We start from the raw sequence: 18,181 nt of genomic DNA, 5'->3' as shown, positions 1-18,181 counted from the left end.
AATGAGCGAAACCTCCAAGATCGGGCCGAAAATCGTCGTGGTTGGCGCTGGCGCCTTTGGCACTGCCTTGGCTGCGGTTGCGGCCTCGGCGGCAGGCAGCGACGTGACGTTGCTCGCCCGTCGGCAGGAGATTGCTGAAGCGTGCCGCAATACCGGTCGCAACGAGGATGCCCTGCCGGGCATCGATCTGCCGCCGGCGCTGAAACATACGGCGGATGTCTCCGTTCTCGCCGAAGCCGAAGTCGTGCTGTTCGCCATGCCGTCTCAGGCGCACCGTGATGCGGCGCGGCAATATGGCCCGCAGATCAATGCAGCCGCTACGATCGTCACCTGTGCCAAGGGCATGGAGCAAGCGACCGGCCGGTTGCTGACCGACGTTCTGGCGGAGGAATTGCCCGGTCGTTCGATCGGCGTGCTCTCGGGTCCCGGTTTCGCCGCAGATATCGCCAAGGGCCTGCCGACTGCGATGGTAATCGCTGCCGCCGATGCTCAAACGGCGACGATGCTGGCAGAGGTGCTTTCAGGCCCGACCTTCCGGCTCTACCCGTCGCAGGATCGCATCGGGGTGCAGCTCGGCGGCGCGCTCAAGAACGTGCTGGCGATTGCCTGCGGCATCGTCGAGGGTGCGGGTCTCGGCGATTCCGCCCGCGCAGCGCTGATCTCGCGCGGCCTTGCCGAGATGTCGCGCTTCATTGCCGCCGAGGGTGGTGAGGCCGACACGGTGCGCGGCCTCTCGGGTCTCGGCGATCTCGTGTTGACGGCCACCAGCCACCAGTCGCGCAATTTGCGCTTCGGCATCGCGCTCGGCCAGAACGGCCGCGCCGATGGGGGCAAGGGCGAGCTGGTCGAAGGCGCCTTTGCCGCGTCGGTCGCCGCGCGCGTCGCCCATGATCTCGGCGTCGAGATGCCGATCACCGAAGCGGTGGCGGCGATTATCGACGGCAAGCTCGATGTCCGCACCGCACTCGAACAATTGATGACACGCCCGATCACCCAGGAATAATCCGGTAGCGGGGTGCGCAAAAGTGTAAAGCGGTTTTCCGCTCGCATCCCGCGCCAAACGACAACTTCAGGAGGAAGCATGCTCTTCGCACTTCATTGCACCGACAAACCCGGCGCGCTGCAGCTTCGGCTCGATACCCGCCCCGATCATGTCGCCTATCTCAACGATCTCAACGCCAAGGGCATTCTAAAGATCGCGGGCCCGTTCCTGGGTGACGACAGCAAGCCGACCGGCAGCCTGGTGATCGTCAAGGCCGAGACCATCGCAGAAGCCCGCGCCATTGCCGAAGCGGATCCCTATGCCAAGGCGGGCCTCTTCTCCGATGTCGAGATCAAGGCCTTCAACTGGGTCTTCAACAATCCGGAGGCCTGAGACGCGATGGCGCATTGGCTCTACAAATCCGAACCGGTCAAGTGGTCCTGGCAGATGCAGAAGGATGCAGGCGCCAAGGGCACCGAATGGACCGGCGTGCGCAACTATCTGGCGCGCAACAACATGCGGGCGATGCAGATCGGCGACAAAGGCTTCTTCTACCACTCGAACGAGGGTCTGGAGATCGTCGGCATTACCGAGGTCTGCGCGCTTTCGCATCCGGATTCGACTGCCGAGGGTGACGCCCGCTGGGATTGCGTCGATATCCGCGCTGTCACCGACATGCCGCGTCCGGTGACATTGAAAGAGATCAAGGACAATCCGAAGCTCGCCAAGATGTCGCTCGTCACTTCCATGCGCCTGTCGGTGCAGCCGGTGACCGAGGACGAATGGATCGAGGTCTGCCGCATGGGCGGGCTCGACAATCCTCCGCGGTAATCTTGTTTTTCCGCCTATCCTGAAACCGCTTTCGCCTTTCGGATAGGCTCGGAGAGTTTTCGTGAAGACCGATCCGGAAAGTTTCATCCTCGCCAATACCGGCGTGCTTTCGCCGCCTCACGTGCCGGAGGTGCGCCTGCATCTGGCAACCGAGGCGCATGAGCTCTGGCTGAAGACCGAGGAGGAATTGCAGGAAATCGGCCTGCCGCCGCCGTTCTGGGCCTTTTGCCTGGGCCGGCGGGCAGGGGCTTGCCCGCTACATCCTTGATCATCCCGAGACGGTGCGCGGCAGGCAGGTCGTCGACTTCGCCTCCGGTTCGGGCTTGGTAGCAATCGCCGCGATGAAGGCGGGGGCGGCATCGGTTCTTGCCGCCGATATCGATCCCTGGGCGAAAACGGCGGTCCGGCTCAATGCCGAACTCAACGGCGTCGCCCTTTCCTATACGGACGAGGACGTGACCGGTCGCGAACTTGGGGCCGATGTCTACCTCGCCGGCGACGTCTTCTACGACAAGGCTTTTGCCGACCGGCTGAAACCGTGGTTTTCGGATCTGACGGCGAAAGGGGCGACAGTGATCGTCGGCGACCCCGGCCGTTCCTATTGCCCGCGCGAGATGATGACGGCCCTTGCCACCTACGAGGTTCCCGTGACCCGCGCGCTGGAGGACAGCGAGGTCAAGTGCACGACGGTCTGGCGCTTCGGGGGCACTGCGAACACGGACAGTTGACAGCCCAAAGGCCTTCGATTCCAATCCCCGCAAAAACGGGGGAACGAACATGGTATTTGCGGGCATGAACTATCTGGCGGTGCTGATCGCCGCCATTGCGGCCTTCGTCATCGGCGCGATCTACTACGGCGTTCTCGGCAAACCCTGGATGAAGGCGGCGCGCATCGATCCCGCGGCTGCGCAAATGTCGCCGGTTCTCTTTGCCATTTCCTTCGTCTCGGAACTGGTGATGGCGACCATGGTCGCCGGCGTCGTCGGCCACCTCGGGCCGGGCGAGGTCACGCTCGTCAACGGCGTCGTCTCGGCCTTCTTCCTTTGGCTCGGCTTCGTCGCGACGACCCTCATCGTCAACCATCGCTACCAGGGCTTCGGTTGGGACCTGTCGCTGATCGACGGCGGACACTGGCTGCTGGTGCTTCTGGCAATGGGCGCGATCATCGGCGCCATGGGCGTGTGATGCTGAGCCGGTCGGTGACTTCGCCTCGCGGGCGGCCGCTCGCATGAGGAGAACGCCAACACGCTGACGAGCGTTATCCGACCTCTGCTAGATCGAGGCGCGTGTGACGCGCTCGACAAGATGCGCCCGCGCGGCACTTGAGAATGTCCAGTCCGGAAGTGATTTGCTTTCAAGCGCCTCTTTTAAGCCGGCCTCCGAATTGCATGTCAGCAATAGCCGCAAGCCGTGGCGCTTGATCAATTCCACCAGACGCAACGACCGTTCATCGTCAGAGAGCGGGTATTCAAGGTTCAGCAGCTTCTTGCACAGTTCGCGCGAGTGGGCGGGCAGAGTCTCTTCGAGCCTGAAGCGGTGTCTCCATGGTATTCTTTGGGTTGTGGCACTGTCGAGATCGCTCGGATGACCACAGAAAAGTTGAGGTAATACTGGGGGCCGAACTGCGACCTTTGGACGTTTACGATCAGAACGGTTTCGTCATTTTCGAGATACCAGCTTGATGACTTTCTCCTGAAGCCAAGTGGCTTCAACAGCGACGACACGGCATCAGCGACGGGGTTTGCTACAGGCATTTGGACGAAATGGCTCCAGACGGGCTCATAGCCGCGGTTTCCCGCGAATCCGTGACATGAACTAACGCCGGATCACACAGACGCCGTGTTCATAGGCGCAGGAGCCGTTCATCGTCTGCGGCGTGACATTGATGATCTTGCCGCGTCTGGTCTGCGGCGGCGATTCGGACTGCCCGTCGTCGGCATAGCCATAGTCGCCTTCCTGGTTGAAATAGATGCCGTTGCCGAGATCCACATAGGCGGAAATGCCGCCGACATAGGTGCCGATGCCCGGGATGGTGTCTGGATATTCATCGCCGCCATAGTAGCCCTGGCGATAGTCGCGGCGCTGGCCACCGGACGTCCAGATCTCGCGGCCGGCCCTGTCGCGAACCCATCCGCCGCCGCTTCCCCAGTGCTCGGCATAGCGGCCGGGATATGGGCGATACTGCGGGAGGCGAACATGCCGCGTGCGTGTCTCGACTTCCGGCAGTCCATTGGCGATGCGTGGTCGACCATCGTGGCGACGGCCTCCGGACGTCCAGATGTCGTTGCCTGCCCTGTCACGAACCCATCCGCCGCGATGCTCCCAGCGCCCGGTGTAGGGGCCGGGATAGGGGCGATATCGGGGAATGCGAACGTGCCGGGTGCGGGTGTTCACGTCCGGCAACCCATCGTTGGCCATCCAGTCGCGACGGTGCATGCGATTGCGGTTCCAGCCGTTGCGGTAGCCCATGCCGCCAAACTCGTAGCGCGGACCGGGGCGACCTTGATACATGCGGACATGGTTGGTTCGTGTCTGAACGCCGCGTGCTCCGCCCCAGTCGCGGGCCTCCAAGGGGATGCAGGTGGTGACGATGACCAGGCCGGCGAGCGCTAGCACTTTGGTCGCATGGATTGCCTTGAACAGAGTCATTCTGTTCGCCCTCCGGAGGACACTTAACAATTGGTTAAGATCACTCTCGCCCACTTTCGCGGGAAAGTCACGGAATTGCTTGGCTTTTTGCGGCTATCGTTAACGGATGCCCATGTCTCCGGCAGGCTGGAAAATGGCGCAATTCGTCTAATCGATTAAATTGATTTTGCACCGCAAACACACTTGTCGTTAAGCATTATGGTGATTAAAGGTCCGAATGACTGAATTGCGCACAATCAGGTGCGATACCGGACTAAATTCGTCCAGTTTTTTGGGCGAAAATCCGGGCATTCCGTGAGGTTCCGATGACGAATGTCACAAGAAGCCGGCCACTCTCGCCGCATCTTCAAATCTATAAGCCGATCCCGACGATGGTCATGTCCATTGTGCACCGCATCACCGGCGGCGCGCTCTACTTCGGCACCATCCTCGTTGCCTGGTGGCTGATCGCCGCCGCGTCGGGTGCGGCCTACTACGACTGGGTCAGCTGGCTGTTCGGCACGCTGATCGGCAAGCTGGTGCTCTTCGGCTACACCTGGGCGTTGGTGCACCACATGCTCGGAGGCTTGCGCCACTTTGCCTGGGATCTCGGCTACGGTTACGAGAAGCACTTCGCCACCAAGATGGCCAAGGCGACGATCATCGGTTCGGTGGCTCTGACGCTGCTGATCTGGGTTGTCGGCTATCTCGTCCGCTAAGAGGAAAGACACCCATGGATATGCGCACACCTCTCGGCAAGGTCCGCGGCCTCGGTTCGGCCAAGGAAGGCACCGATCACTTCTGGCGCCAGCGCCTGACGGCGGTCGCCAACGTTCCGCTGTTGATCTTCTTCGTCATCTTCCTCGTTCGCTACGCCGGTGCGCCCCACGCGGACGTCGTCGCCGCGCTTGCGAACCCCTTCGTCGCCGTCGTCATGGCTCTTGTCGTGCTCTCGGGCCTCATCCACATGCGGCTCGGCATGCAGGTGATCATCGAAGACTACGTGCATGGCGAAGGCATGAAGATCGTCCTTCTCATGCTCAATACATTTTTCACGATCGCGGTTGGTGGGCTCTGTCTCTTCGCCATCCTGAAGATCGCTTTTGCAGGGTAATTTCGCCATGGCATCGAACAGTTCACCCGCTGCAAACGGCAAGGCCTATGAATATGTCGATCACGCCTTCGACGTCGTCGTCGTCGGCGCCGGCGGCGCCGGTCTGCGTGCCACCCTCGGCATGGCAGAGCAGGGTCTGAAGACCGCCTGCATCACCAAGGTCTTCCCGACCCGCTCGCACACGGTTGCCGCCCAGGGCGGCATCGCTGCCTCGCTGCAGAACATGACGCCGGACAGCTGGCAGTGGCACCTCTACGACACCGTCAAGGGTTCCGACTGGCTCGGCGACGTCGACGCCATGCAGTATCTCGCCATGGAAGCGCCGAAGGCGGTCTATGAGCTCGAGCACTACGGCGTGCCCTTTTCGCGCAATGCCGAAGGCAAGATCTACCAGCGGCCCTTCGGCGGCCACATGCAGAACTACGGCGAAGGCCCGCCGGTTCAGCGCACCTGTGCTGCTGCCGACCGTACCGGCCACGCGATCCTGCACACGCTCTATGGCCAGTCGCTCAAGAACAATGCCGAGTTCTTCATCGAGTATTTCGCGCTCGACCTGATCATGTCGGATGACGGCCGCTGCACCGGCGTCGTCGCCTGGAACCTCGATGACGGTACGATCCATCGCTTTTCCGCCAAGATGGTGGTGCTGGCGACCGGCGGCTACGGCCGCGCCTATTTCTCGGCGACCTCTGCGCACACCTGCACCGGCGACGGCGGCGGTATGATCGCGCGCGCCGGCCTGCCGCTGCAGGACATGGAATTCGTCCAGTTCCACCCGACCGGCATCTACGGCGCGGGCTGCCTGATCACCGAAGGCGCACGCGGCGAAGGCGGTTACCTCGTCAACTCCGAAGGCGAGCGCTTCATGGAGCGCTACGCGCCCTCGGCCAAGGACCTTGCCTCGCGTGACGTCGTATCGCGCTGCATGACGATGGAAATCCGCGAAGGCCGCGGCGTCGGCAAGAACAAGGACCACATCTTCCTGCACCTCGACCACCTGGATCCGGCGGTCCTGCACGAGCGCCTGCCGGGCATCTCGGAATCGGCGAAGATCTTTGCCGGCGTCGATGTGACGCGCGAGCCGATCCCGGTTCTGCCGACGGTGCACTACAACATGGGCGGCGTGCCGACCAACTACTGGGGCGAAGTCCTGAACGCCGATGCCCAAAACCCGGAGCGCATCGCGCCCGGCCTGATGGCGGTGGGCGAAGCCGGCTGCGCCTCGGTGCACGGCGCCAACCGTCTCGGTTCCAACTCGCTGATCGACCTCGTGGTCTTCGGCCGCGCCGCTGCCATCCGCGCCGGCCAGGTGATCGACCGCAACGAGGCGGTGCCGGAGCTCAACAAGGCCGCCTGCGACCGGATCATGGACCGCTTCGACCGCCTGCGTAACGCCAATGGCAGCACGCCGACGGCGGTGCTGCGCGAAAAGATGCAGCGCGCCATGCAGGAAGATGCGGCCGTGTTCCGCACCCAGGAATCGCTGGAATCGGGCTGCAAGCGCATCTCGGCGATCTGGAAGGAGCTGCCTGATATCAAGGTCACCGACCGCTCGATGATCTGGAACTCCGACCTGGTCGAGACGCTGGAACTCGAAAACCTCATGGCCAACGCCATCACGACGATCTACGGCGCCGAAGCGCGCAAGGAGAGCCGTGGGTCGCACGCCCGCGAGGACTTCACCGAAGGCGCTCTCGGCGGCCGCGACGACGTCAACTGGCGCAAGCACACGCTTGCCTGGGTCAACGAAGCCGGCGACGTCAAGCTCGACTACCGCCCCGTTCATACCGACCTGATTGCCGACGGCATCGATCCCAAGAAGATCGAGCCGAAGGCGCGCGTCTACTGATCTTGAGGAATAAGCCACATGGTTGAACTCGCTCTCCCCAAGAACTCGCAGATGACGGAAGGCAAGGTCTGGCCGAAGCCGCAGGGCGCGACCAACGTTCGCGAATACCGCATCTACCGCTGGAACCCGGATGACGGCGCCAATCCGCGCATCGACACCTTCTACATTGATGTCGACGATTGCGGCCCGATGGTGCTCGACGGTCTGCTCTACATCAAGAACAAGATCGACCCGACGCTGACGTTGCGCCGCTCCTGCCGCGAAGGCATCTGCGGCTCCTGCGCCATGAACATCGACGGCACCAACACGCTCGCCTGCACCAAGGGCATGGACGAGGTGAAGGGCACGGTGAAGGTTTATCCGCTGCCGCACATGCCTGTCGTCAAGGACCTTGTGCCGGACCTCACCAACTTCTACGCCCAGCACCGCTCGATCGAGCCCTGGCTGAAGACGGTGTCGCCGACGCCGGCCAAGGAATGGAAGCAGAGCCACGAGGACCGCCTGAAACTCGACGGCCTCTACGAGTGCATTCTGTGCGCCTGCTGCTCGACCTCCTGTCCGAGCTATTGGTGGAACGGCGACCGCTACCTCGGTCCGGCCGTGCTGCTGCAGGCCTATCGCTGGCTGATCGACAGCCGCGACGAAGCGACCGGCGAGCGTCTCGACAATCTCGAGGACCCCTTCCGCCTCTACCGCTGCCACACGATCATGAACTGCGCCCAGGCCTGTCCGAAGGGCCTGAACCCGGCGAAGGCGATCGGCGAAATCAAGAAGATGCTGGTCGAGCGCCGCGTCTGACCGGCCGGATTGGAAACGAAGTTCAGGAGACGGCGAGCCTTGGCTCGCCGTTTTCTTTTTGATGTCATCGGTGAAACGGCGATCGACAATTCGTGATTGTGCCGCGGCGACAGGGGATAGGCAGTTGGCAATGTGGCGATAACCGCGCCGAGCATGCGTCTTGCAGCCGGGCTGTCAGGACGTTTCAATCCTGCAACAGGTCGCAAGGAATCGTCGTCGCTTGATTTGTCAGGTGGATTTGCTGTATTTCGGCCTATATTGTCGCGTTGCATCATGGTTCGCGGACACGAACAGGAGTAGGGATATGCGGGTTATTCATGCGGCGGCGGGGCTGGCAGTTGTGCTTGCGCTGACCGGATGCCAAAGAACATCGATGGGCGGTTTCGGTTCCCAGGATGTTTCACCCGCTCCCATCCAGGCCGCACCGGTTCCCTCGGTTTCGTCGAACCAGCTTCCGGCGCCGAGCGGCAACACCTCGCAATTCCCGGCTGCACCGGCGAGCGGCACGGCGATCGCCGGCGGCGGTGTTCAGCAGCCCGGCACGCAGGTCGCCGCGGCGGCGGGCGGCGGGCTTGACGTCACCAAGGAATCGATGGTCGGCAACTGGCGCGTATCGAGCGCCGGCTCCTCCTGTGACATGTTCCTGACGCTTACCAATCTCGGCTCCGGCTCGCGCGGCGGCACCCGCGGCTGCGCCGGCGAGCTGACGACCATGGGCTCCTGGGAAGTGGCCGGCAAGCAGGTGGTTCTGAAAGACCGCAGCGGCAACGCCATCGCCCGTCTCTACAAGACGGCCGACGCCCGGTTCGACGGCTCGACCAATGGCGGCCAGCCGGTCAGCCTCAGCCGCTGACGCTTTTCCAGCCCGGTCTCGCGCCGGGCTTTTGTTTTCCGGCTCCTCTCGGGTGAGACGTGCTCAATCCTGACGACAGTATCTACCGCAAGCTCGAAGCGCTCGTTACGAGTGGCGAGCGTAAGCGCGACCCCGCACAGTTTACGATTGCGCGGCGTTTCGATCATCTTTCCGCCGAGCTGCTCGCCAGCCGCCCGTCGCGCAAGACCAATGCGCTCGGCTGGCTGTTCGCCTCGCGCAAGAAGGACCATCCGCCGGTAAAGGGCCTCTACATCCATGGCGGCGTCGGGCGTGGCAAGACCATGCTGATGGACCTGTTCTTCGATACCGTGCCGATCCAGCGCAAGCGTCGGGCGCACTTCCACGAGTTCATGGCCGATGTGCACGAGCGCATCTACAAGCACCGCCAGAAGCTGAAGAACGGCGAGACGAAACAGGCCGATCCGATCCCGCCTGTCGCCTCGGAGCTTTTCGGCGAGGCCCGGCTGCTCTGTTTCGACGAGTTTTCGGTGACCGATATTGCCGACGCGATGATCCTTGGGCGGCTCTTCGGCGAGCTTTTCGCAAAGGGCTGCGTGCTGATCGCGACGTCGAACGTGGCGCCTGACGATCTCTATCGCGACGGCCTCAATCGCGGCCTGTTCCTGCCCTTCATCGATCTGCTCAAGGCGAATGCCGAGGTCATTTCCTTGGACACGGATACCGACTATCGCCTCACGAAGACGGACGGAAGTCCGGTGTGGCTTTCGCCGCTCGGCCCGGAGGCGGATGCGGCGATGGCGCGCGCCTGGATGCGGGAAACCCGCAACGAGGCTGTTGCTCCGGCCGAAGTGCCGCGCAAGGGCCGCAAGATCCATGTGCCGGCCGCCGCCGGCCAGAGCGCCCGCTTTGCGTTCGCCGATCTCTGCCAGCAGCCACTGGGTGCTGCCGATTATCTGGCGATCCTCGAGCGTTACTCGACGATCTTCGTCGACCACGTGCCGCATCTGGGACCCCATATGCGCAACGAGACCAAGCGCTTCATCCTTCTGGTCGACACGCTCTACGACAATGGCGCCCGATTGTTCGCGTCGGCCGCGGCCGAGCCACAGGATCTCCTGACCCAGAAGAAGGGTACGGAAGGCTTCGAGTTCGACCGCACGGTTTCGCGTCTGATCGAGATGCAAAGTGAGGAATATGCCGCCGAACACCCCGCCAATCGGACCGTTTCGTGACGCGGTTGTGACGGAAAGTCTTACGTTTACGTAAGACTTTTATGATCTAACCGATTGAAATTGCTTCATCCAAAAGTATCGTTTGATATTTTACCATTTGCCGTTTAATGGCTTTCGGCGAAGGTTTGGCGTTTGCCGCGTTTCAGGCCTTGATCATATTGGGATCACAAAGGAAGCACTTTCATGGCTCGCAACAAGATCGCACTTATCGGTTCAGGGATGATTGGTGGCACGCTGGCGCATCTCGCCGGCCTGAAGGAGCTGGGCGACATCGTCCTCTTCGACATTGCCGACGGCATCCCCCAGGGCAAGGGTCTCGACATCGGCCAGTCCTCCCCGGTCGAAGGTTTCGACGCGAACCTGACGGGTGCCAGCGACTACGCCGCCATCGAAGGCGCCGATGTCTGCATCGTCACCGCCGGCGTTGCCCGCAAGCCCGGCATGAGCCGCGACGATCTGCTCGGCATCAACCTCAAGGTCATGGAACAGGTCGGAGCCGGCATCAAAAAGTACGCTCCGAACGCCTTCGTCATCTGCATCACCAACCCGCTCGACGCCATGGTCTGGGCGCTGCAGAAGTTCTCGGGCCTGCCGAAGAACAAGGTCGTCGGCATGGCCGGCGTTCTCGACAGCGCGCGCTTCCGCCTGTTCCTTTCCCAGGAATTCAACGTTTCGGTCCAGGACGTCACCGCCTTCGTTCTCGGCGGCCACGGCGACACCATGGTGCCGCTCGCCCGCTACTCGACCGTTGCCGGCATCCCGCTGACCGACCTCGTGCAGATGGGCTGGCTCACCAAGGAGCGCCTCGAAGAAATCGTCCAGCGCACCCGTGACGGCGGCGCTGAAATCGTCGGCCTGCTCAAGACCGGCTCGGCCTACTACGCTCCGGCCGCTTCGGCGATCGAGATGGCGGAAGCCTACCTCAAGGACAAGAAGCGCGTGCTGCCCTGCGCCGCGCATCTGACCGGCCAGTACGGCGTCAAGGACATGTATGTCGGCGTTCCGACGGTCATCGGCGCCGGCGGCGTCGAGCGCATCATCGAGATCGATCTCAACAAGGCCGAGAAGGAAGCGTTCGACAAGTCGGTCGCTTCGGTCGCTGGCCTTTGCGAAGCCTGCATCGGCATTGCGCCGAGCCTGAAGCAGTAATCGCGTCGCGTTGAGCGGATGCTGGCATCCGCTCAACCTCTTTGTTTTTGCCGCATTTGTGCGACGGCAGGTGTTTCACCTGTCTGCAGAATGCTCCAGACAGGAAAAACACCATGAACATTCATGAATATCAGGCCAAGGCTCTCCTGAAGAGCTATGGCGCGCCGGTCGCGGAAGGTGTCGCGATCTTCTCCGCAGAAGAGGCAGAAGCCGCTGCCAAGAAGCTCCCGGGCCCGCTCTACGTGGTCAAGAGCCAGATCCATGCTGGCGGCCGCGGCAAGGGCAAGTTCAAGGAACTTTCCGCCGACGCCAAGGGCGGCGTTCGTCTTGCCTTCTCGATCGATGAAGCCAAGGCTCATGCCAAGGACATGCTCGGCAACACGCTCGTCACTGCGCAGACCGGCCCTGCCGGCAAGCAGGTGAACCGCCTCTATATCGAGGATGGCGCCGACATCGACCGCGAACTCTATCTGTCGCTGCTCGTCGACCGCTCGGTCGGCCAGGTTGCCTTCGTCGTTTCGACCGAAGGCGGCATGGACATCGAGGCTGTTGCGCACGACACGCCGGAAAAGATCGTCAACGTCGCGATCAACCCGGAAGCCGGCGTCACCGCCGCTGATCTCGCCAAGCTCACCTCGGCCCTGAAGCTCGAAGGCGAAGCCAAGGCTGATGCCGAAAAGCTCTTCCCGATCCTCTACAAGGCCTTTGTCGAGAAGGACATGAGCCTGCTCGAGATCAACCCGCTGATCGTCATGAAGAACGGCCGCGTGCGCGTTCTCGACGCCAAGGTCTCGTTCGACGGCAACGCGCTCTTCCGCCACGACGACATCAAGGCACTGCGCGACGAAACCGAAGAAGACGCCAAGGAAATCGAGGCCTCCAAGTGGGACCTCGCCTATGTCGCGCTCGACGGCAACATCGGCTGCATGGTCAACGGCGCCGGCCTTGCGATGGCGACGATGGACATCATCAAGCTCTACGGCAAGGAGCCGGCGAACTTCTGTGACGTCGGCGGCGGCGCCGGCAAGGAGAAGGTTGCGGCAGCCTTCAAGATCATCACCGCCGACCCGAAGGTCGAGGGTATCCTCGTCAACATCTTCGGCGGCATCATGAAGTGCGATGTCATCGCTGAAGGTGTCGTTGCGGCCGTGCAGGAAGTCGGCCTCAAGGTTCCGCTGGTCGTTCGTCTCGAAGGCACGAATGTCGAGCTTGGCAAGAAGATCCTGAACGAATCCGGCCTGGCGATCACCGCCGCCGACGATCTGGATGACGCTGCCAAGAAGATCGTCGCCGCGATCAACGGCTAACTGAAGGACCAGACCTCATGTCGATTCTCGTCAATAAGAACACCAAGGTCCTCGTTCAGGGCCTGACCGGCAAGACCGGCACCTTCCATACCGAACAGGCGCTTGCCTATTACGGCACGCAGATGGTCGGCGGCATTCACCCGAAGAAGGGCGGCGAAACCTGGACCGGCTCCAAGGGCGAAACCCTGCCGATCTTCGCGTCGGTTGCCGAAGGCCGTGAAAAGACCGGTGCGGACGCATCCGTGATCTATGTTCCGCCGGCAGGCGCCGCGGACGCGATCATCGAGGCGATCGATGCGGAAATCCCGTTCATCACCTGCATTACCGAAGGCATCCCGGTTGCCGACATGGTGCGCGTCAAGGCTCGTCTCGACCGCTCCAAGTCGCGCCTGCTCGGCCCGAACTGCCCCGGTATCCTGACGCCGGAAGAATGCAAGATCGGCATCATGCCGGGCTCGATCTTCCGCAAGGGTTCGGTCGGCATCGTTTCGCGCTCCGGTACGCTGACCTATGAAGCCGTGTTCCAGACCTCCAACGAAGGCCTCGGCCAGACGACGGCCGTCGGCATCGGCGGCGACCCGGTCAAGGGCACCGAGTTCATCGACGTGCTGGAGATGTTCCTGGCGGACGAGGCCACGACCTCGATCATCATGATCGGCGAAATCGGCGGCTCGGCCGAAGAGGATGCGGCGCAGTTCCTCATCGACGAAGCCAAGAAGGGCCGCAAGAAGCCGATGGCCGGCTTCATCGCGGGCCGTACCGCGCCGAAGGGCCGCACCATGGGTCACGCCGGCGCCGTCGTTTCCGGCGGCAAGGGCGATGCGGAATCCAAGATCGCTGCGATGGAGCAGGCAGGCATCCGCGTGTCGCCGTCGCCGGCCCGTCTCGGCAAGACGCTCGTCGAAGTCCTCAAGGGCTGATCGCAAGACTTCTGTCCGGGCCGGACCATTCCGGTCCGGACAGCGTGCCTGCCGCGTGTTTCCTTGGCTGATTGAAGATCAGGATATGCGGCAATCTACTGCCACGGCGATCCCGGCGCGTCCCTTTGATGCGCGGCGCCGTAGGAAAGGCCAGGCGCCAACCGCGCCGAACGAACATGAACGACCGGGATACCCGGCAACCCAACTTCAGTCAGGAGGCGGACAGAACAGTCCGCGTGAGACCATGACAAGGCAAGAGGCCAACGAGCAATTCCAGCTCACTTCGTTTCTGGACGGCGCCAACGCCGCCTATATCGAGCAGCTCCAAGCACGCTATGAAACGGACCCGGCGTCCGTCTCGGCCGAATGGCAGGCCTTCTTCAAGGCGCTCGCCGACCGGCCGGAAGATGTGGTGAAGGCAGCCAAGGGCGCCTCCTGGAAAAAGAACAACTGGCCGATCGCGGCCAATGGCGAACTCGTCTCTGCGCTCGACGGCGATTGGGGCACGGTCGAAAAGGTCATCGAGAAGAAGGTCAAGGCGAAGGCTGAGGAAGCCGCCGTCGCCACCGGCACTGCCGTGAGCGAGGCAGATATCCTTCAGGCGACGCGCGATTCCGTCCGCGCCATCATGATGATCCGCGCCTATCGTGCCCGTGGCCACCTGCATGCCAAGCTCGATCCGCTCGGCCTTGCTGCCCCGGTCGAGGACTACAACGAGCTTTCGCCCTCGAACTACGGGTTTGAGGAGAAGGATCTCGACCGCAAGATCTTCATCGACAACGTGCTCGGCCTCGAATACGCGAGCATTCGCGAAATGGTCGAAATCCTCGAGCGCACCTACTGCTCGACGATCGGCGTCGAATTCATGCACATGTCCAACCCGGAAGAGAAGGCCTGGATCCAGGAGCGCATCGAAGGACCGGACAAGGGCGTCGAGTTCACGCCCGAGGGCAAGAAGGCGATCCTCCAGAAGCTGATCGAGTCGGAAGGCTTCGAGCAGTTCATCGACGTCAAGTACAAGGGCACCAAGCGCTTTGGTCTCGACGGTGGCGAATCGCTGATCCCGGCACTCGAGCAGATCATCAAGCGCGGCGGCCAGGAAGGCCTCAAGGAAATCGTGCTCGGCATGGCCCACCGCGGCCGCTTGAACGTGCTGTCTCAGGTGATGGCCAAGCCGCATCGCGCCATCTTCCACGAGTTCAAGGGCGGCTCCTACGCGCCTGACGACGTCGAAGGTTCGGGCGACGTGAAGTACCACCTCGGCGCTTCCTCGGACCGCGAATTCGATGGCAACAAGGTTCACCTGTCGCTGACGGCGAACCCCTCGCACCTCGAAATCGTCAACCCTGTCGTCATGGGCAAGGCCCGTGCCAAGCAGGACCAGATGGCGACCGTGTTTGAAGGCGACATCATTCCGTTGCGCGAACGCTCGAAGGTCATGCCGCTCTTGCTGCATGGCGACGCCGCCTTTGCCGGCCAGGGCGTGATTGCTGAAATCCTCGGCCTTTCCGGCCTGCGCGGCCACCGCGTTGCCGGTACCGTCCATTTCATCATCAACAACCAGATTGGCTTCACCACCAATCCGGCCTTCTCGCGTTCGTCGCCCTATCCGTCCGACGTCGCCAAGATGATCGAGGCGCCGATCTTCCACGTCAACGGCGACGATCCGGAAGCGGTCGTCTACGCGGCCAAGATCGCCACCGAATTCCGGATGAAGTTCCACAAGCCTGTCGTCATCGACATGTTCTGCTACCGCCGCTTCGGCCACAACGAAGGCGACGAGCCTGCGTTCACGCAGCCGAAGATGTACAAGGTCATCCGCGCCCATAAGACCGTCGTCCAGCTCTACTCCGACCGTCTGGTCGCCGAGGGCCTGATGTCCGAAGGCGAAGTCGAGAAGATGAAGGCCGACTGGCGCGCTCACCTCGAGCAGGAGTTCGAGGCTGGCCAGTCCTACAAGCCGAACAAGGCCGACTGGCTGGATGGTGTCTGGTCGGGCTTGCGCTCGGCCGACAACCAGGACGAACAGCGCCGCGGCAAGACCTCGGTGCCGATGAAGCAGCTCAAGGAAGTCGGTCGCAAGATCTCGGAGATCCCGGCCGGTTTCAATGCACACCGCACGATCCAGCGCTTCATGGAAAACCGCGCTCAGATGATCCAGACCGGCGAAGGCGTCGACTGGGCCATGGCCGAGGCACTCGCCTTCGGCACGCTCGTCACCGAAGGCACCAAGATCCGCCTTTCGGGCCAAGATTGCGAACGCGGCACCTTCTCGCAGCGTCATTCCGTGCTCTACGATCAGCAGAGCGAAGAGCGCTACATTCCGCTTGCGAACCTGTCGCCGACCCAGGCCCGCTACGAAGTCATCAACTCGATGCTCTCGGAAGAAGCGGTCCTCGGCTTCGAATACGGTTACTCGCTCGCCCGTCCGAACGCGTTGACGCTTTGGGAAGCCCAGTTCGGCGACTTCGCCAACGGTGCACAGGTCGTCTTCGACCAGTTCATCTCGTCGGGCGAACGCAAGTGGCTGCGCATGTCTGGTCTCGTCTGCCTGCTGCCGCACGGTTATGAGGGCCAGGGTCCGGAGCACTCGTCCGCCCGCCTCGAACGCTTCCTGCAGCTCTGCGCCGAAGACAACATGCAGGTCGCCAACGTCACGACGCCGGCGAACTACTTCCACATCCTGCGCCGGCAGGTGAAGCGCGACTTCCGCAAGCCGCTGGTCCTGATGACGCCGAAGTCGCTGCTGCGCCACAAGCGGGCGGTTTCGAGTCTGTCGGAAATGGCCGGCGAGAGCTCGTTCCACCGCCTGCTGTGGGACGATGCCGAGGTGATCAAGGATGGTCCGATCAAGCTGCAGAAGGACTCGAAGATCCGTCGCGTCGTGCTCTGCTCGGGCAAGGTCTACTACGACCTGCTCGAAGAGCGCGAGAAGCGCGGCATCGACGACGTCTACCTGCTGCGCGTCGAACAGCTCTATCCGTTCCCGGCCAAGGCGCTGATCAACGAGCTCAGCCGCTTCCGCAACGCGGAGATGGTCTGGTGCCAGGAAGAGCCGAAGAACATGGGCGCCTGGTCGTTCATCGACCCCTATCTCGAATGGGTTCTCGCCCATATCGACGCCAAGTATCAGCGCGTGCGCTACACCGGCCGTCCGGCTGCCGCCTCGCCGGCAACGGGCCTGATGTCGAAGCACCAGGCGCAGCTTGCCGCCTTCCTCGAGGACGCGCTGGGGGGCTGACGCTCCCCACGCTCTGAGCCAATAGAAACAGATATCTGATCAACGGAACAAAAATCATGGCAACAGAAATCCGCGTTCCCACCCTCGGCGAATCCGTCAGCGAAGCGACCGTCGGCACCTGGTTCAAGAAGGTCGGCGATGCCATCAAGGCCGATGAGCCCCTGCTCGAACTCGAAACCGACAAGGTGACGATCGAAGTGCCGGCGCCAGCCGCTGGCACGCTTTCCGAAATCGTTGCGCAGGCCGGCGAGACCGTCGGTCTCGGCGCGCTGCTCGGCCAGATCGCTGCCGGCGCTGCTGCTGCCGCTCCGGCGGCTGCTGCCGAAAAGAAGGCCGAGCCGGCCGCTGCCGCTCCGGCTGCCCCGGCTGCCGCTGCAGCACCCGCTGCCTCGTCGATGCCGCCGGCACCGGCTGCCGCGAAGCTGCTCGCCGAAAACAACCTGTCGGCCGATCAGCTCGATGGCTCCGGCAAGCGTGGCCAGGTGCTGAAGGGTGACGTGCTTGCAGCCGTCGCCAAGGGCATCTCGACCCCTGCTGTCGCAGAGCCCGCAAAGGTCCAGGCCCGTGCGCCGTCGACGGCAGAAGATGTCGTGCGCGAAGAGCGCGTCAAGATGACCCGCCTGCGCCAGACGATCGCCAAGCGCCTCAAGGATGCGCAGAACACCGCCGCCATGCTCACCACCTACAACGAGGTGGACATGAGCGCCGTCATGTCGCTGCGCAACAAGTACAAGGACATCTTCGAGAAGAAGCATGGCGTGAAGCTCGGCTTCATGGGCTTTTTCACCAAGGCCGTGACCCACGCGCTGAAGGAAATCCCGGCTGTTAACGCCGAGATCGACGGCACCGACATCATCTACAAGAACTACTGCCACATCGGCGTCGCCGTCGGCACCGACAAGGGCCTTGTCGTTCCGATCGTGCGCGATGCCGACCAGATGTCGATCGCCGAGATCGAGAAGGACATCGGCCGTCTCGGCAAGGCTGCGCGTGATGGCGCGCTGTCGATGGCCGACATGCAGGGCGGTACCTTCACCATCTCCAACGGCGGCGTCTACGGTTCGCTGATGTCCTCGCCGATCCTCAACGCGCCGCAGTCGGGCATTCTCGGCATGCACAAGATCCAGGACCGTCCGGTCGCCATCGGCGGCCAGGTCGTCATCCGCCCGATGATGTACCTCGCGCTCTCGTACGATCACCGCATCGTCGACGGCAAGGAAGCCGTGACCTTCCTCGTCCGCGTCAAGGAAAGCCTCGAGGATCCGGAGCGTCTGGTTCTCGATCTCTAAGAGTTG

General features: G+C 62.6%; 17 protein-coding genes and 1 pseudogene. 16 read left to right on the top strand and 2 right to left on the bottom strand.

The window, feature by feature from the left end:
* Position 1: 1 nt before the first annotated feature.
* From ACN9MO_RS16410 to ACN9MO_RS16390, 5 genes and pseudogenes are all read left to right on the top strand, one after another.
* Positions 2 to 1,003, top strand: a complete 1,002-nt coding sequence (locus ACN9MO_RS16410) for an NAD(P)H-dependent glycerol-3-phosphate dehydrogenase (RefSeq protein WP_112995690.1) — start codon at positions 2 to 4, stop codon at positions 1,001 to 1,003.
* A 78-nt stretch (positions 1,004 to 1,081) separates the two neighbouring features.
* On the top strand, positions 1,082 to 1,375 hold the full coding sequence (locus tag ACN9MO_RS16405) for a YciI-like protein (RefSeq protein ID WP_113132359.1): 294 nt from the start codon (positions 1,082 to 1,084) through the stop codon (positions 1,373 to 1,375).
* Between the two features lie 6 nt (positions 1,376 to 1,381).
* Positions 1,382 to 1,813, top strand: a complete 432-nt coding sequence (locus tag ACN9MO_RS16400) for an EVE domain-containing protein (RefSeq protein WP_058325701.1) — start codon at positions 1,382 to 1,384, stop codon at positions 1,811 to 1,813.
* Between the two features lie 61 nt (positions 1,814 to 1,874).
* Positions 1,875 to 2,541, top strand: a pseudogene (locus ACN9MO_RS16395) (class I SAM-dependent methyltransferase).
* A gap of 49 nt (positions 2,542 to 2,590) precedes the next feature.
* Positions 2,591 to 2,998 (top strand): DUF1761 domain-containing protein, encoded by a 408-nt coding sequence (locus ACN9MO_RS16390; protein WP_093233124.1) that lies wholly within the window; start codon positions 2,591 to 2,593, stop codon positions 2,996 to 2,998.
* A 290-nt stretch (positions 2,999 to 3,288) separates the two neighbouring features.
* Here the strand turns inward: ACN9MO_RS16390 and ACN9MO_RS16385 are convergent, their stop codons facing one another.
* Together ACN9MO_RS16385 and ACN9MO_RS16380 are read right to left on the bottom strand one after the other, a co-directional pair.
* A complete protein-coding gene (locus ACN9MO_RS16385; RefSeq protein ID WP_112995691.1) occupies positions 3,289 to 3,567 on the bottom strand; it encodes a DUF4304 domain-containing protein in 279 nt (92 codons plus the stop codon).
* A gap of 61 nt (positions 3,568 to 3,628) precedes the next feature.
* Positions 3,629 to 4,462 carry a hypothetical protein gene (locus tag ACN9MO_RS16380; RefSeq protein WP_425985632.1) on the bottom strand — a complete coding sequence of 278 codons (834 nt, stop codon included), beginning with the start codon at positions 4,460 to 4,462 and terminating at the stop codon, positions 3,629 to 3,631.
* A 305-nt stretch (positions 4,463 to 4,767) separates the two neighbouring features.
* Between ACN9MO_RS16380 and sdhC the strand changes: the two genes are divergently transcribed.
* The 11 genes from sdhC to odhB all read left to right on the top strand — a co-directional run bounded on the left by sdhC (position 4,768) and on the right by odhB (position 18,175).
* On the top strand, positions 4,768 to 5,160 hold the full coding sequence (gene sdhC / locus ACN9MO_RS16375; RefSeq protein WP_034802580.1) for a succinate dehydrogenase, cytochrome b556 subunit: 393 nt from the start codon (positions 4,768 to 4,770) through the stop codon (positions 5,158 to 5,160).
* A 14-nt stretch (positions 5,161 to 5,174) separates the two neighbouring features.
* Complete coding sequence (gene sdhD / locus ACN9MO_RS16370) at positions 5,175 to 5,555, top strand: succinate dehydrogenase, hydrophobic membrane anchor protein (protein ID WP_058321723.1); 381 nt, start codon at positions 5,175 to 5,177, stop codon at positions 5,553 to 5,555.
* A gap of 7 nt (positions 5,556 to 5,562) precedes the next feature.
* A complete protein-coding gene (sdhA, locus tag ACN9MO_RS16365) occupies positions 5,563 to 7,404 on the top strand; it encodes a succinate dehydrogenase flavoprotein subunit (RefSeq protein WP_057254997.1) in 1,842 nt (613 codons plus the stop codon).
* Between the two features lie 18 nt (positions 7,405 to 7,422).
* Positions 7,423 to 8,202 (top strand): succinate dehydrogenase iron-sulfur subunit, encoded by a 780-nt coding sequence (locus tag ACN9MO_RS16360; RefSeq protein ID WP_057254998.1) that lies wholly within the window; start codon positions 7,423 to 7,425, stop codon positions 8,200 to 8,202.
* A gap of 304 nt (positions 8,203 to 8,506) precedes the next feature.
* Entirely contained in the window at positions 8,507 to 9,055 is a 549-nt protein-coding gene (locus ACN9MO_RS16355; protein WP_057254999.1) for a protease inhibitor Inh/omp19 family protein, read from the top strand.
* A gap of 59 nt (positions 9,056 to 9,114) precedes the next feature.
* The gene (gene zapE, locus ACN9MO_RS16350) at positions 9,115 to 10,269 is read left to right on the top strand and encodes a cell division protein ZapE (protein ID WP_057255000.1); all 1,155 of its coding nucleotides are present in this window, start codon (positions 9,115 to 9,117) and stop codon (positions 10,267 to 10,269) included.
* 183 nt (positions 10,270 to 10,452) lie between these two features.
* Positions 10,453 to 11,418 carry a malate dehydrogenase gene (gene mdh, locus ACN9MO_RS16345; RefSeq protein ID WP_057255001.1) on the top strand — a complete coding sequence of 322 codons (966 nt, stop codon included), beginning with the start codon at positions 10,453 to 10,455 and terminating at the stop codon, positions 11,416 to 11,418.
* A gap of 113 nt (positions 11,419 to 11,531) precedes the next feature.
* Entirely contained in the window at positions 11,532 to 12,725 is a 1,194-nt protein-coding gene (gene sucC, locus ACN9MO_RS16340; protein WP_057255002.1) for an ADP-forming succinate--CoA ligase subunit beta, read from the top strand.
* Between the two features lie 17 nt (positions 12,726 to 12,742).
* Positions 12,743 to 13,645 carry a succinate--CoA ligase subunit alpha gene (gene sucD, locus ACN9MO_RS16335; protein WP_058321727.1) on the top strand — a complete coding sequence of 301 codons (903 nt, stop codon included), beginning with the start codon at positions 12,743 to 12,745 and terminating at the stop codon, positions 13,643 to 13,645.
* 244 nt (positions 13,646 to 13,889) lie between these two features.
* Positions 13,890 to 16,886 (top strand): 2-oxoglutarate dehydrogenase E1 component, encoded by a 2,997-nt coding sequence (locus ACN9MO_RS16330; RefSeq protein WP_057255004.1) that lies wholly within the window; start codon positions 13,890 to 13,892, stop codon positions 16,884 to 16,886.
* Positions 16,887 to 16,942: 56 nt separating this feature from the next.
* The gene (gene odhB / locus ACN9MO_RS16325) at positions 16,943 to 18,175 is read left to right on the top strand and encodes a 2-oxoglutarate dehydrogenase complex dihydrolipoyllysine-residue succinyltransferase (RefSeq protein ID WP_057255005.1); all 1,233 of its coding nucleotides are present in this window, start codon (positions 16,943 to 16,945) and stop codon (positions 18,173 to 18,175) included.
* The last annotated feature ends 6 nt before the right edge of the window (positions 18,176 to 18,181 follow it).

Origin of the sequence: Ensifer sp. R-19, from assembly GCF_049905105.1 — a bacterium.
Lineage (GTDB): Bacteria > Pseudomonadota > Alphaproteobacteria > Rhizobiales > Rhizobiaceae > Ensifer.
The sequence above is the reverse complement of the archived record's forward strand: the minus strand, read 5'-3'. Positions and strand labels throughout refer to the sequence as shown.